This is a genomic window from Streptomyces sp. NPDC006197 (genome assembly GCF_040613865.1).
In the GTDB taxonomy this organism is placed as follows: Bacteria; Actinomycetota; Actinomycetes; order Streptomycetales; family Streptomycetaceae; genus Streptomyces.
Map to the genome: position 1 here is coordinate 1 of NZ_JBEXSZ010000193.1, position 13,754 is coordinate 13,754.

Annotated in this window: 12 protein-coding genes and 1 pseudogene; 4 read left to right on the forward strand and 9 right to left on the reverse strand. The window is 72.8% G+C overall.

Translation table 11 applies throughout. The features are described from left to right. From ABZ318_RS36035 to ABZ318_RS36050, 4 genes and pseudogenes are all read right to left on the reverse strand, one after another. Nucleotides 1-281, reverse strand: a pseudogene (locus ABZ318_RS36035) (hypothetical protein); the annotation flags it as partial. After that, nucleotides 278-1,171 carry an N-acetylneuraminate synthase family protein gene (locus tag ABZ318_RS36040; protein WP_356906647.1) on the reverse strand — a complete coding sequence of 298 codons (894 nt, stop codon included), beginning with the start codon at nucleotides 1,169-1,171 and terminating at the stop codon, nucleotides 278-280. The pseudogene ABZ318_RS36035 and the gene ABZ318_RS36040, both read right to left, overlap by 4 nt. 9 nt (nucleotides 1,172-1,180) lie before the next feature. Continuing rightward, nucleotides 1,181-2,422, reverse strand: coding sequence for an acylneuraminate cytidylyltransferase (locus ABZ318_RS36045; protein ID WP_356906648.1), 1,242 nt, complete (start codon nucleotides 2,420-2,422; stop codon nucleotides 1,181-1,183). Continuing rightward, entirely contained in the window at nucleotides 2,422-3,711 is a 1,290-nt protein-coding gene (locus tag ABZ318_RS36050; RefSeq protein WP_356906649.1) for a DUF6716 putative glycosyltransferase, read from the reverse strand. Before ABZ318_RS36050 ends, ABZ318_RS36045 begins: the two co-directional genes overlap by 1 nt. 219 nt (nucleotides 3,712-3,930) lie before the next feature. Between ABZ318_RS36050 and ABZ318_RS36055 the strand changes: the two genes are divergently transcribed. Continuing rightward, a complete protein-coding gene (locus tag ABZ318_RS36055) occupies nucleotides 3,931-5,055 on the forward strand; it encodes a glycosyltransferase family 2 protein (RefSeq protein ID WP_356906650.1) in 1,125 nt (374 codons plus the stop codon). After that, a complete protein-coding gene (locus tag ABZ318_RS36060) occupies nucleotides 5,052-6,371 on the forward strand; it encodes a polysialyltransferase family glycosyltransferase (RefSeq protein WP_356906651.1) in 1,320 nt (439 codons plus the stop codon). The genes ABZ318_RS36055 and ABZ318_RS36060 overlap by 4 nt, the downstream gene beginning before the upstream one ends. An 87-nt stretch (nucleotides 6,372-6,458) precedes the next feature. Here the strand turns inward: ABZ318_RS36060 and ABZ318_RS36065 are convergent, their stop codons facing one another. Genes ABZ318_RS36065 through ABZ318_RS36075 form a run of 3 tightly spaced genes read right to left on the reverse strand, consistent with a single transcriptional unit; the run spans nucleotide 6,459 to nucleotide 9,612 of the window. Beyond that, the gene (locus ABZ318_RS36065; protein ID WP_356906652.1) at nucleotides 6,459-7,280 is read right to left on the reverse strand and encodes a MerR family transcriptional regulator; all 822 of its coding nucleotides are present in this window, start codon (nucleotides 7,278-7,280) and stop codon (nucleotides 6,459-6,461) included. Between the two features lie 37 nt (nucleotides 7,281-7,317). Then, on the reverse strand, nucleotides 7,318-7,971 hold the full coding sequence (gene leuE / locus ABZ318_RS36070; protein WP_356906653.1) for a leucine efflux protein LeuE: 654 nt from the start codon (nucleotides 7,969-7,971) through the stop codon (nucleotides 7,318-7,320). A 60-nt stretch (nucleotides 7,972-8,031) separates the two neighbouring features. Beyond that, nucleotides 8,032-9,612 (reverse strand): methylmalonyl-CoA mutase family protein, encoded by a 1,581-nt coding sequence (locus ABZ318_RS36075; protein ID WP_356906654.1) that lies wholly within the window; start codon nucleotides 9,610-9,612, stop codon nucleotides 8,032-8,034. Nucleotides 9,613-9,764: 152 nt separating this feature from the next. Between ABZ318_RS36075 and ABZ318_RS36080 the strand changes: the two genes are divergently transcribed. Continuing rightward, nucleotides 9,765-10,637, forward strand: coding sequence for a L,D-transpeptidase family protein (locus tag ABZ318_RS36080; protein ID WP_356906655.1), 873 nt, complete (start codon nucleotides 9,765-9,767; stop codon nucleotides 10,635-10,637). Between the two features lie 168 nt (nucleotides 10,638-10,805). On the opposite strand, the gene ABZ318_RS36085 is transcribed toward ABZ318_RS36080, so the two are convergent. Further along, nucleotides 10,806-11,903 carry a hypothetical protein gene (locus tag ABZ318_RS36085; RefSeq protein WP_356906656.1) on the reverse strand — a complete coding sequence of 366 codons (1,098 nt, stop codon included), beginning with the start codon at nucleotides 11,901-11,903 and terminating at the stop codon, nucleotides 10,806-10,808. Further along, complete coding sequence (locus tag ABZ318_RS36090) at nucleotides 11,903-12,583, reverse strand: RNA polymerase sigma factor (protein WP_356906657.1); 681 nt, start codon at nucleotides 12,581-12,583, stop codon at nucleotides 11,903-11,905. The genes ABZ318_RS36085 and ABZ318_RS36090 overlap by 1 nt, the downstream gene beginning before the upstream one ends. A 394-nt stretch (nucleotides 12,584-12,977) precedes the next feature. On the opposite strand from ABZ318_RS36090, the gene ABZ318_RS36095 reads away from it, so the two are divergent. Next, the gene (locus ABZ318_RS36095) at nucleotides 12,978-13,706 is read left to right on the forward strand and encodes a Clp protease N-terminal domain-containing protein (protein ID WP_356906658.1); all 729 of its coding nucleotides are present in this window, start codon (nucleotides 12,978-12,980) and stop codon (nucleotides 13,704-13,706) included. Nucleotides 13,707-13,754: the final 48 nt, after the last annotated feature.

Consider the following 13,754-nt stretch of genomic DNA (forward strand, 5'->3'; position numbering starts at 1 on the left):
GTGGTGCGATGCACTCGCTCTGTTGGCCGATGCCGCGCCTTCGGCAGGGCTAAACCCCGCGTCCGCGGTGGATGTGGAGCTTCCGCGAGCGGGCGCAGCTGGCCCCGCGACATGGGGTCGGTCGGCGAGAGGACGACGACGGTGAGGGCGTCCGCCGGCTTGGCGTCCGCCGGGTCACCGGTCGCGGGGGCCGTGCGGCCCCCGAGGCTCTGCGCGTGCGCCCACTCCAGGACGTTCAGGAGCTGGACCGGGCTCTCGACGAACGCCAGCTGCCCGGTCATGCGGCGACGGTGCCCTGGACCCGGCGGAGCTTCTTCATCGGGCCGAGCTCCGACTCGTACACCTTCTTCACGCCGTCGCCGAGCGCGGCCTCGATGGTGCGGATGTCGCGGACCAGGCGCTGGAGGCCCTGCGGCTCGACGGAGGCGGCCTGGTCGGAGCCCCACATGGCGCGGTCGAGGGTGATGTGGCGCTCGACGAAGGTGGCGCCGAGGGCGACGGCGGCCAGCGTGGTCTGAAGGCCGGTCTCGTGGCCGGAGTAGCCCACGGGTACGTTCGGGTACTCCTCCTGGAGCGTCTGGATGACGCGGAGGTTGAGCTCCTCGGCCTTGGCCGGGTAGGTCGAGGTGGCGTGGCAGAGCAGGATGTTGTCGCTGCCGAGGACCTCGACGGCGTGCCGGATCTGCTTCGGCGTCGACATGCCGGTGGAGAGGATGACCGTGCGGCCGGTGGCGCGCAGCTCGCGCAGCAGCTCGTCGTCGGTGAGGGAGGCGGAGGCGACCTTGTGGGCGGGGACGTCGAACTTCTCCAGGAAGGCGACGGCCTCGGTGTCCCACGGGGAGGCGAACCAGTCGATGCCGCGCTCCTTGCAGTGCTCGTCGATGGCGCGGTACTCGTCCTCGCCGAACTCCACGCGGTGGCGGTAGTCGATGTACGTCATCCGGCCCCAGGGGGTGTCGCGCTCGATGTCCCACTGGTCGCGCGGGGTGCAGATCTCCGGGGTGCGCTTCTGGAACTTGACGGCGTCGCAGCCGGCCTCGGCGGCCACGTCGATCAGCTTGAAGGCGTTGTCGAGGTCGCCGTTGTGGTTGATGCCGATCTCGCCGCAGACGTAGACGGAGTGCCCCGGGCCGGCGGTCTTGGTGCCGAGGGTGCGCAGACGGGTGTTCATGATCGTTCCTTACGGGTTGGGCGAGTTGGGGGTGTCGAGCTCGGGTCCGAGGAGCCAGGCGGCGATCTCGCGGATCGCTCCGGAGCCGCCCGGGGTGACGGTGACCGCGCGGGCGGCGGCCCGTACGGAGTCGTGGGCGCTGCTCACCGCGACGGGCCAGCCGACGAGGTGGAAGCAGGGCAGGTCGTTGACGTCGTTGCCGGCGTAGAGGACGCGCTGCGGGTCGATGCCCTCGGCCTCGCACCACTCCTTGAGGGCGCGGTCCTTGCGGTCGATGCCGTGCAGGACGGGGATCTTGAGCTTGCGGGCGCGGGCGGCGACCACGGCGTTCTGCTCGGTGGAGAGGATGAGGACGGGCAGTCCGGCGCGGCGCAGGGCCGCGATGCCGAGGCCGTCGCCGCGGTGCGCGGAGACGAACTCGCGCCCTTCGGCGTCGAGATGGACCCGGTCGTCGGTCTGGGTGCCGTCGAAGTCGAGGACGACGGCGTCGACGTCGGCGAAGCCGGGCGTGACGGGCTCGTCGAGGAGCGGCGCGAGGACCCTGGCGCGGGCGAGGTCGTGCGGGTCGTCGATCTCCAGGACCCGGGCGGGGTCGGTGACGACGAGCGCGGTGCGGCCGAAGAAGCGGTGCCCGTGGGTGCGGAAGCCGGCCGCGTCCATGGCGTAGACGGCGCCGGTCTCCAGGTACTCGGGCTCGCGGTCCTGGCGGCGCGGGCGGTGCGCCTTGTCGTGGTTGACGCCGGTGGCCCCTTCGGGGGTGTCGCGCCACAGGAAGCCGTGGGTCGGGGCGGCCGTGAAGGCGGTGTCGGCGGCGCCCGAGGTGACGCGCCCGGCGGTCTCGGCGACCTCGGCGGAGGTGAGGAAGGGGCTCGTGCACTGGACGAGGAGGACCACGTCGGCCGGGCGGCCGTGGGAGGCCTCGAAGGCGTCCATGGCGTGCAGGACCGCGGCCTCGCTGGTGGCCGTGTCGCCGGCGATCTCGGCGGGCCGCCGGACGGCCTCGGCCCCGGCGGTGCGGGCCGCGGTCGCGATGGCCTCGTCGTCGGTGGAGACCACGACGTGCGTGACGGTGCGGGCGCCGAGGCAGGCGTGGACGGCGCGGGCCACCAGGGGGACGCCGGCCACCGGGGCGAGGTTCTTGGCGGGCACGCCCTTGGAGCCGCCCCGGGCGGGGATGACGGCGAGCACGGTGGGGGCGGGCCCCTTGGCCGGGCTCGCGGCGGGCCCGGCGGGCGTGGCGGTGGCGCTCATCAGAGTTCTCCCAGGCGGCGGATGACGGGGGCGACGCGCTGCACGCCGTGGCGGTACGCGCCCCGCGCGGCCTCCCGGACGACCCGGCGCAGCCCGCTCTCGCGGGGCTCGGGCGCGGTGACGTCCAGGCGGTGGCGGGCGAGGATCCCGGGCAGGTAGCCGGGGGCCGTCTCCGCGGTGTAGTAGGGGGTGATCGGGGGCAGCGCGGGAAGCGCCAGGAGCTCGGCGACGCGGTCGCGGGCGGCGTCGAAGGCCTGCTCGTACGACCCGTCGGACGCCACGCCCTGCCGGGCGAGCCAGGTCTCGTCGGGTGCCGGCACGTCCCCCTCGTCGAGCCGGTCGAAGGAGGTCAGCAGGCCGGAGCCGACGAAGTGGTGGTTGCCGAGCGCCTCCCGGACCCCGAGGTCGGTGAGGATCGCGGTGGGGATCCGGCGGTGGAGCGCTTCGAGCGCGGCCGTGGAGGAGACGGTGACCAGCAGGTCGGTGCGGTCGAGGACCTCGCCCATGTGTCCGTACACGAGCCGGAAGTTGTCCGGCGGGTCGAGCTCGCGCACCAGCTTCTGGAACGGGAACTCCTCCAGGTGCGTGGTGTGTTCGCCCGGCTTGGAGCGGAGCTTGAGGAGCACCTCGCGCCCCGGGTGGAGGCGGGCGTGCGCGATCAGCCGCCGCAGCACGTAGGCCCGTTCGGCCCGGGTCGCGGGCACGGAGGGCTGGGCGGCGAAGACCAGCGCGTCGCGGCCGGCCTCGGGGGCGTGCGGGGCGCCGCCCAGGAAGGGCAGCGCGGCCTCGACGACGGATCCGGCACCGGCGCCCACGCCCTCGTAGACGGCGCGGAAACGCTCGGCGTCGTGGCGGGAGTTGGCGAGGACCACGTCGGCTCCGTGGCGCAGCAGCAGGCCGTCGGTCAGCTTCTCGTAGACGACGCCGACGTAGCCGGTGACGATCACCGGGCGCCGCTCCAGGGAGAGGTCGGCAAGGCCCTGCAGGACGGCCCGGCCGGTGCCGCCGACCAGGGCGAGCACGAGGACGTCGAATCCCTCGCCGCGTGCCTCCGCGTCCCGTACCGCGCGCAGGAAGTCCGCGCCCGTCACCTCGCGCGGGGCGGCCTGGGACACCCCGGTCTCGGCGAGCTGGCGCGCGGTGGGCGTGGCCCGTCCGCGCAGGACGAACCCGGTGGGTTCGGCGGTCGCCGTGGTGATGCGGCGCGCGGTGAGGGCGCCCCATTTCCACCGGGTGTCGGAGTCGGCGAGTACGGCGACCCGTACCGCTTCTCTGGTACTTGCTGGCACGTCGAGGACGCTAGAAGGGCATTCCGCTTTTCGGCCCAACTGGGTCGCAACAAACGGTGAACAGAGCCTCTCCGCCCGCTGAAGCGGGTCGCCATTCGGACACGGGAAGGCCGATTTCCCTTTCGGGGAAAGGCGGTTAATCGGCCCGCTGCTTGGTGTTCACCGAAAGGCCGCCCGGCGGTCGGTGGGAATGCCGGGGCGGCGCCTAGCGTCGGCCGCGTGGTCAAGCTCTCCGTCGTCGTGCCGTTCTTCAACGTGCAGACATACGCCCCCGACACCCTCACGAGCCTGCGGGCCAACGCCCGTGAGGACTTCGAGTTCCTGCTCGTCGACGACTGCTCGTCGGACGGGACCCCGCAGCTCCTCGAACGGGCCGTCCGCGAGATCCCGGGTGCCGTCCTGATCAGGCACGAGCACAACGAGGGCCTCGCCACGGCCCGGAACACCGGCCTCGACGCCGCCCGCGGCGAGTACATCGCCTTCCTCGACGGGGACGACTGGCTCGCTCCCGGCTACTACGGCCGGCTCGTCGCCGCCGCCGAGGCGCTGCGCTGCGACTTCCTGCGCACCGACCACGTCACGGTCACCGGCCGCAACCGCGCGGTGCGCCGGGCGCCGGTCCCCCGGCGCGGCGAGGTGCTGCGCCCGCGGGACGCGATCCTGCCGTCGCACCGGACGACCTCGGTCGACTACCCGTACGCCTGGGCCGGGATCTACCACCGGCGGCTTCTGGACCGTGGCCTGCTGCACTTCCCGCACGGGCTGCGGACCGCCGAGGACCGGCCGTGGATCTGGAAACTCCACCGCGAGGCGGAATCGTTCGCCGCGATCGGGGAACTCGGCGTGTTCTACCGGCGCGGGGTGGCGACCTCGCTCACCCAGATCGGCGACGTCCGGCAATTGGATTTCATCCGCGCCTTCGATCAGGTGATCGAGGAAACGGCGAAGGACCCTGATGCGGGCCTTCTTCTTCCCAAAGCCGTCCGTACGTATTGCGCGGTGATCTCCCATCACATCGGGTCGATCGAAAGGTTCGAGCCCGAGGTGGCGCGCCGGCTGAAGGCGATGAGCGCGGGCGCGCTGCGGCGGATGCCGCAGGGGGTCCTCGACGAGGCCCTGACCGCGATGGGCGGGGACCGCGCGACGCTGCTGCGCCGACTGCGCAGACGCCGGCCCGCACCACCGCCGACGGCCCCGACCCGCGAGCCCGCGGCCGGCACGGGCTCGGCCTCCGGCACGGGCTCCGGCTCCGGCTCCGGCACGGGCTCGGCCTCCGGCTCCGGCACCGGCACGGGCTCCGGCTCCGGCTCCGGCTCCGGTGGGTCTGTGGAGGTGGTCGCGTGAGTGCCCGTCGGACCACCCAGATCTTCTGCGCCTCCACGCTCTACGGCGCCGTGACGCTCGCCGCGGCGCTCGACAGCGGCTGCTTCGGCCCCGCCGACCGCCGGATCCTCCTCGTCACCAACAACGCGGCCGTGCCGGAGACGACCCCCGCCCTGGACGAGGCCGAGGGCTTCGAGCGGCTGCGCGGCCGCTTCGACTCCGTCCTGTCCTGGAACGAGACGATCTCCCCGCTCCACCCGGCCGGCTGGACCCCGCGCCCGAGCGATCTGCCGCTCCTCCAGCGCCATCTGGACAAGCTCTGGAACCTCGGCGACGACCACGTCGAGCTCGCCCTCGAATCGCTCCAGGTCACGCCCGCCCTCGCCATCGCTCAACTGCTCCCCGACGCGCCGATCACGGTGTACGCGGACGGTCTGATGAGCTACGGCCCGACCCGCAACAAGATCGACCCGCTCGTCGGCGGCCGCGTGGGCCGGCTGCTGCACCTGGACCTCGTCCCCGGGCTCGCGCCGCTGCTGCTCGCCGAGTTCGGGGCGGTGCCGGAGGCGGTGCCGACGGAGGCGTTCACGAAGGTCGTCGAGGAGCTTGCGGGGGCCCCCGCCGCCGGCTCGCAGGACGGTCCCGCGCTGCTCCTCGGCCAGTACCTGGCCGCGCTGAACCTGCTGACCGCCGCCGAGGAGGAGGAGCTGCACCTGCGGATGGTCCGGGGCGCGATCGCCCGCGGCCACCGGCGGCTCGTCTTCAAGCCGCACCCGACGGCCCCGGACGCCTGGTCGCGGGCCCTCGTGGAGGCGGCGGAGGAGCTCGGCGCCGAGCTGACCGTCGAGGACCGGCCGGTGCTCGCCGAGGTGCTCTACCGCGAGCTGCGGCCCGCCCTCGTCGTCGGCTGCTTCTCCACGGCGCTGCTCACGGCGGCGACCTTCTACGGGATACCGGCCGCCCGGGTCGGCACGCGCGCCCTCCTGGAACGGCTCACCCCGTTCCAGAACAGCAACCGGATCCCGCTCACGGTCGTCGACGCGGTCGTCCCGCCCCTGGAGGAGGGGGACGGCGGCGACGCCGAAGTCGGTACGGAGCAGCTGAACGACCTGGTCGCGGCGGTGGGCTTCGCGATGCAGCCGAAGATCCGTCCGGAGCTGCGGGAGCCGGCGGTGCGGCACCTCTCGGGCCCGCTCGCCGAGCGCACCCGGCACCACTTCACCCGGCGCCGCCTCACCGTCCTGAACCTGCCGGGCGGCCTGCCGATCCCCCGCCACCCGAAGCTCCGCCGGCTCGCGCGCCGCGCGCTGCGGCTGCGCAGGGCGTTGAAGCGGTAAGGAACCGCCACCGGAACGGCGGGCCCGGGAACCCGTGCGGGGGTTCCCGGGCCCGCCGAGCCCAAAAGGGATCAGGCGCCCGGGGGATCAGGCGCGGACGATCGGCTCCTGGATCTCGGAGACCCAGCCGGCCGGGTCCTCCGGGCACTCCAGGTACAGCTCACGGGCGTAGCCGGCCGACCGGTAGCCGTTGGTGTCGATCCAGGCGGCCAGGGTCTGCACGGTCGGCAGGATCTCGTCCATCGAACCCCGGTGGACGATGGTGGCCGCCTCCTCGATGCCGGGCAGCACGTGCACCTCGACGCCCTCCGCGACCGTGCCCTCGGGCACGGCCGTCGCGGCGTGCACGACGACCGAACCGTCGCCCTTGCCCGCGTCCTCGTAGTACGCGACGGCCGGGCCGAAGCCGGTGACGCCCGCGCTCTCCAGGCGGCCGCACAGCTCCTCGTACAGCGGCCCGACGACCGGACCGATGTCCTCCGGTCCGAAGCCCGCGGCGACCGAGCTCAGCTCGGCGACGCGGACGGCGGGAACCTTCTTGACGACGACGTCCTGGGTGGACATGCGTCCCTCGCTCTCGATGGCTCGGAGCCTCGCACCGACCTGGGCGAGCCGGGCCCGCGCCGCCTCCAGGGCCGTTTCCAGCTCGGCCTGGCGCAGGCGCAGCATCCCCCGCAGCTCCTCCGCGCCGAGCTCGTCCCGGAGGATCGCCCCCACCTGTTCGAGGGTGAAGCCGAGGTCCTTGAGCGCGATCACGCGGTTGAGCGGGGCGAGCTGGTCCGCCGAGTAGAAGCGGTAGCCGCTGTGCGGGTCGACGTGGGCCGGGCGCAGCAGTCCGATGGCGTCGTAGTGGCGCAGCATCCGGACCGACACCCGCCCGTGCCGGGCGAAGTCTCCGATGGTGAACATGACGCTCCCTACGGAACGGCCTCACACGGTGTGAGGGTCAAGCGCCGGCGGCCGAGAGCTTGACGGCGAAGCCGAGGAAGAGGACGCCGGCGGCCGTCGTCGCGCCGGCCGAGAGCCGCTTGCGCCGCCGGAAGGCGGCGGCGAGCCGGGTGCCGCCGAATATCAGGGTCGTCAGGTAGAGGAAGCTGCCGAGCTGGAGCAGGGTGCCGAGGACCAGGAAGGAGAGCGCCGGGTAGGCGTAGGACGGGTCCACGAACTGCACGAAGAAGGAAATCAGGAAGAGGATCGCCTTCGGGTTGAACAGGCTGATGATCAGCGCGCGGCGGTACGGGTGCTCGGACGGTCCGGCGTCCGGCTCGGCGGCGGACTCGGCGACGGTCTCGTGCCGGGTGCGCCACATGGCCAGGGCGGCCCGCAGCATGCCGATCGCCATCCAGGTCAGATAGCCGGCGCCCGCGTACTTCACGATCATGAAGAGGAGCGGGGTGGTCTGGAGCAGCGAGGCGGCGCCGAGGGCGGCGAGCGTCATCAGGACGGCGTCGCCGGTGAACACCCCGGCGGCGGCCTTGTATCCGGTCCGGGTGCCCTTGCGGGCGGCGACGGACAGCACGTACAGCGAGTTCGGCCCCGGGAGGAGGATGATGAGGACGAGCCCGGCGAGATAGGTCGGCAGATCGGTGACACCCAGCATGAAGCGGAGTGTCGCACACCGGTACGACACTCCGCTTTGAGTTTCAACGAGTGGAATCGACTAGAACGCGTTGGTCGGGACGTACGCGCCCCAGACCTCCCGCAGGGCGTTGCAGACCTCGCCGACCGTGGCCCGGGCCCTGAGGGCGTCCTTCATCGGGTAGAGGACGTTGTCCGTGCCCTCCGCCGCCTTCTTCAGCTCGGCGAGGGCCGCGTCCACGGCCGCCCGGTCGCGCGCGGACCGCAGGCGGGCGAGGCGCTCGGCCTGCTGGGCCTCGATGGCCGGGTCGACGCGGAGCGGCTCGTAGGGCTCCTCGACGTCGATCGTGTAGCGGTTGACGCCGACGACGACCCGCTCGCCGCTGTCGGTCTCCTGCGCGATCCGGTAGGCCGAGCGCTCGATCTCGTTCTTCTGGAAGCCGCGCTCGATCGCGCTGACCGCGCCGCCCATCTCCTCCACCCGTTCCATCAGCTCCAGGGCGGCGGCCTCGACGTCGTCCGTCATCCTCTCGACGACGTAGGAGCCGGCGAAGGGGTCGACGGTGGCGGTGACGTCCGTCTCGTACGCCAGGACCTGCTGGGTGCGCAGGGCGAGGCGGGCGGACTTGTCGGTCGGCAGCGCGATGGCCTCGTCGAAGGAGTTGGTGTGCAGCGACTGCGTGCCGCCGAGGACGGCCGCGAGGCCCTGGACGGCGACGCGCACCAGGTTGGCCTCGGGCTGCTGGGCGGTGAGCTGCACGCCGGCGGTCTGGGTGTGGAAGCGGAGCATCAGCGACTTGGGGTTCTCGGCGCCGAACTCCTCCTTCATCACCCGCGCCCAGATCCGGCGGGCGGCGCGGAACTTGGCGACCTCCTCCAGGAGGGTCGTGCGGGCCACGAAGAAGAAGGAGAGGCGGGGCGCGAAGTCGTCGACGTCCATGCCGGCGGCGACGGCGGTGCGGACGTACTCGATGCCGTCGGCGAGGGTGAACGCGATCTCCTGCGCGGGCGAGGCCCCGGCCTCGGCCATGTGGTAGCCGGAGATCGAGATGGTGTTCCACTTCGGGATCTCGGCCCTGCAGTACTTGAAGACGTCCGCGGTCAGCCGCAGCGAGGGCTTCGGCGGGAAGATGTACGTGCCGCGGGCGATGTACTCCTTGAGCACGTCGTTCTGGATCGTGCCGGTCAGCCTGTCCGCCGGGACGCCCTGCTCCTCGCCGACGAGCTGGTAGAGCAGGAGCAGCAGCGCGGCGGGGGCGTTGATCGTCATCGACGTGGAGACCTCGTCCAGCGGGATGCCGTCGAACAGGACCCGCATGTCGTCGATCGAGTCGATGGCGACGCCGACCTTGCCGACCTCGCCGTGCGCGATCGGGGCGTCGGAGTCGTGGCCCATCTGGGTCGGCAGGTCGAAGGCGACCGACAGGCCCGTGGTGCCGTCGGCGATGAGCTGCTTGTAGCGGGCGTTGGACTCCACGGCGGTGCCGAAGCCGGCGTATTGCCGCATGGTCCAGGGCCGGCCGGTGTACATCGAGGGGTACACGCCGCGCGTGAAGGGGTACGAGCCCGGCTCGCCCAGCTTCACGGCGGGATCCCATCCGTCCAGGGCGTCCGGTCCGTAGACCGGTTCGATGGGCAGCCCCGACTCCGACTCGCGCGCCATGTCCTGTGCCTCCCGATGGACCCGTGGCCCGGGCCTGCCGCCCCGGCCTGCCGCTTCCTCCCCACAGGATGCGCGGTTCGCGGCCCGGGTGCGCAACCACACGCGCGCGGGAAGCATCCCTACGTACACACGACACATCTCGGGGGGCAACGATGAAGCGGTCTTCGTCCGTCATACGCAGAGTGGTCCTGGCGGCAGCGGCGGTGGCACTCGCCGCCGGCTGCACGCCGGACGCCGCCGGCACGGGTACGGGTACGGGTACGGGTACGAGTACGGCTCCCGCGCCGAGCTCGGCCGCGCCCGGTTCCGCGCCCACCGCCACCCCCACCACGGACGACAAGCCGCCGTCCCCCTCCGCCACCTCCGCCTCCCCCTCGACCGGGAAGCCCACGGCGAAGCCCCTCATGGACGACGGGGACGAGAACGAGCAGGTGCGCGAGCTCCAGGCGCGGCTGCGGCAGCTCGACTTCTTCGACCGGGCCCCCACCGGCTTCTACGGGACGATGACGGCGGCCTCGGTCAGGAAGTTCCAGGCGCGCCGGGGGCTGCCGGAGACGGGCACGGTCGACGCGGCGACCTGGCAGCAGCTGCTCTCCGTCACCCGGAAGCCGACCGCCGACGAGCTGAAGCCGTCGACGACGAACAAGCTGGACACCCCGGACCCGCGGTGCATGACCGGCCGGGTGCTGTGCATCAGCAAGGAGAGCCGGACCCTCGCCTGGATGATCGACGGCAAGGTCGTCTCCTCGATGGACGTCCGCTTCGGCTCGGAGAACACGCCGACCCGCGAGGGCCTCTTCAAGGTCGAGTGGAAGGCGAGGGAGTGGACGTCGACGATCTACCACACGTCCATGCCGTACGCGATGTTCTTCAGCCGCGGCCAGGCCGTGCACTACTCGGCGGACTTCGCGGCCCGCGGCTACGCCGGGGCCTCGCACGGCTGCGTCAACGTCCGGGACCGGGTCAAGCTCTCGGCCCTCTTCGACCAGGTGAAGGTCGGCGACAAGGTCGTCGTCCACTGGTAGGGGGCTGCGAGGAGCGGCGGCGGGAGAAGGAAGGGGCGCGGGTGGGACCGGGGGAACGTGTCCCACCCGCGCCAGGTGCGCGGAGCCGTAGGTACGGGGGGAACCCCGGCTCTCTGCGCGGCCGATGACCAGTCGGCACTTCTTACTGCGCCGGGGGGTCGAGAAGTGTTACACCCCGAGCGGAAGGCGTGTCCCGGCGGTGATTCCCGCGGACAGCGCGGCGGTGACTCCGGCGTCGAGGCGGACGCCTCCGTTCTGGTTCCCGGTGCCGCCGCGCTGGTCGCCGCTTCCGCCGGCGCTCGCGGAGCCGCTGCCGGATCCGCCCTTGGAGCCGTCCTTCGAGCCGTCCTTGCGGTCGGAGTCGCCGTCGGAGTCGTCCTTGCCGTCGCCCTTGGAGCCGCCCCCGGCGGAGTCCTGGCCCGCGCCCTCGGAGGTGCCGGTGTCGCCGGAGAGGATCCGGTCGCAGTAGACGCGCAGGGTGTCGCCGTTGCGCAGGGTCTTCAGAAGCTGCTGCCGGCCGGCGGCGTCGAGCTTTCCCGTCCGGTACTGCCGGCAGGCCTGGAGGGCCTTCTCGCGCGCGTCCGCCGAACCGGTGCCGGCCGCGTCGCCGCCGCCTCCGGACGTCCTGCCCGGCGTCGGGGTGCCGGGGGTCCGGGTGACCGTGCCGCGCCCGTCCGGGACGCGGGGAGTGGGGGCGGTGGACCCGGAGTCGGCCGAGGGGGACGCGCCGGGCGTGGGGTCGCCGCCGTCGCCCGGTTCCGTCGGGGGCGTCTCGGGGTCCTGGCGTATGCCGGGCTCCTCGGAGACGAGCGGGTCCGTCGTCTCCCCCGCCGAGACGGAGCTGGCGGGCGCGGGGCCGATCAGCGGGAGCACGCCCGTGCCGGCGGCGACGGCGACGCCGCCGACCGTGACGGCGGCGACCGCGGCGGCCAGTCCGTACCGCACGGAGCGTCCCCAGCGGCGCGCCGGGGCGGTCACGGGCGCGAGCCGTATCCTGCCGAGTTCGCCGACGGCGGCGGGTGCGGAGGCGCCGGCGGCCGCGGCCCGTTCGGCGGTGGCCTTGCGGAAGGCGGCGAGCGCCGCCGCCTCGCCCGGCAGTTCGGTGCGCGCGGCCGGCGGGACGGCCTGGACGCGGGCCGCGCCGAGGGCCTCGGCGAGGCGCTCGGCCTCGGCGCGCGCACGGTCGTCGACGGCCTCGACCGGCTCACCGCGGAGCAGCCGCTCCGCGGCCTCCTGATCGAGCCACTGGTACCGCTCGTCGGCCATCACATGTCCTTCTGCGTACGCGGACGTGATTGCGTCACACCGCCGGGGGCCACGGGCCCCGGTGTGCGGCCGCGTTGCGGAGGGACGCCGTCCAGTGGGACGGCGGTTCCCGGGCCGTCGCCCTGCCCGCCGTCGGCCCCGAGGAGCTCGGCGAGCTTCTTGAGTCCCCGGTGTGCGGCAGTGCGCACGGCGCCGGGGCGTTTGCCCAGGGTGTCGGCGGCGCTCTTGGCGTCGAGGCCGACGACGACGCGCAGGACGACGGCCTCGGCCTGGTCCTGCGGGAGCTGGGCGATCAGCTGCATGGTGTCGCCGGTGGAGAGGGCCTCCAGGGCCTCGCCGGCCGTGTCGGAGTCGGCGGGCTTGTCGGTGAGTTCGGTCTCGTCGGCGCCTATGGCGGGGCGGCGGCCGCGCATCCGGACGTGGTCGAGGGCGCGGTTGCGGGCGATCCGGGCGGCCCAGCCGCGGAACCGGTCCGCGTCGCCGTCGAAGCGGTCGAGGTCGCGGGCTATCTGGAGCCAGGCCTCGGAGGCGACGTCCTCGGCGTCGGTGTCGCCGACCAGTGTGCGTATGTAGCCGAGCAGCCGGGGATGCACGGTGCGGTACACAGTACGGAAGGCGTCCTCGTCCCCGTCCTGCGCAGCGAGCACCGCGGCCGTCAGCTCCGCGTCGTCCCCCAGCACTCCCCTAAACCCTGTTCGTCGGCAGCGTGGCCGCGTCCCGCGTCATCGCGGCTGGTCATCACCGCCACGCCGGCTCGCGCACCTGCACGCTACGTGGTGTCGTGGTGTCCCGTCCACGCGGTCCGGGGTCTTTGTGCAACTTGCAACCTCTGGGTGGCCGGGGGTGGTGTGACAGAAACCGCACCCCTGGCGCTGATAGGAGTACGGAGCCGTGCTGCGGCTCCGTGGACGACGACCGGGGCCTCTCCTGTGGGGGGTGGCGGCCCCGGTCGTCTCCCTTTTCCCCTCCTTCTTCTCACTCTTTCTCGTGACCTTTCACCTCCCGGGGCGCAGTACGCCCTTCGGGTGTCAACTGACCGTTGACAGTGGAGGAGCGTCAACCTAAGGTTGCCTCATGACGAATCCAGTCGGCATGATTGTCCCCGTCCGTCTCGACGAACTCATCGAAGCCATCAAGAAGGTCCACCCGGACTCCCTGGAGCAGCTCTCCAGCGCGGTCATCGCGGCGGACCACCTCGGCGACGTCGCCGACCACCTCATCGGCCACTTCGTGGACCAGGCCCGGCGCTCCGGCGCCTCCTGGACCGACATCGGCCGCAGCATGGGCGTCACCCGGCAGGCGGCCCAGAAGCGCTTCGTGCCCAAGGGGCCCGACGCGGAGAAGATGGACCCGAACTCCGGGTTCAGCCGCTTCACCCCGCGCGCCCGCAAGGTGGTCGTGGCCTCGCAGGAGGAGGCCCGGGCGGCCGCCAACGACCAGGTCACGACCGGTCACCTCGCCCTCGGCCTGCTCGCCGAGCCCGAGTCGCTCGCCATGCACTGGCTGGCCGGGCACGGCGTGACGGGGGAGGCGGTGCGCGACGCGGTGACCCCGACGCTGCCGCCGCGGGCCGAGGAGATCCCGGCGCTGATCCCGTTCGACGCGGACACGAAGAAGGTCCTGGAGCTGACGTTCCGCGAGGCCCTGCGCCTCGGCCACAACTACGTCGGCACCGAGCACATCCTGCTGGCCCTCCTGGAGCACGAGGACGGGCAGGGCGTGCTGAGCGGGCTCGGCGTGGACAAGGCCACGGCGGCAGAACTCCTGATCACATCACAGCGCTTCCGACGGCCGAGTACTTGATCAGTTGCTGATCGCCCGCTGAAAGATCTCGGAGAACTCGCCGTTCTC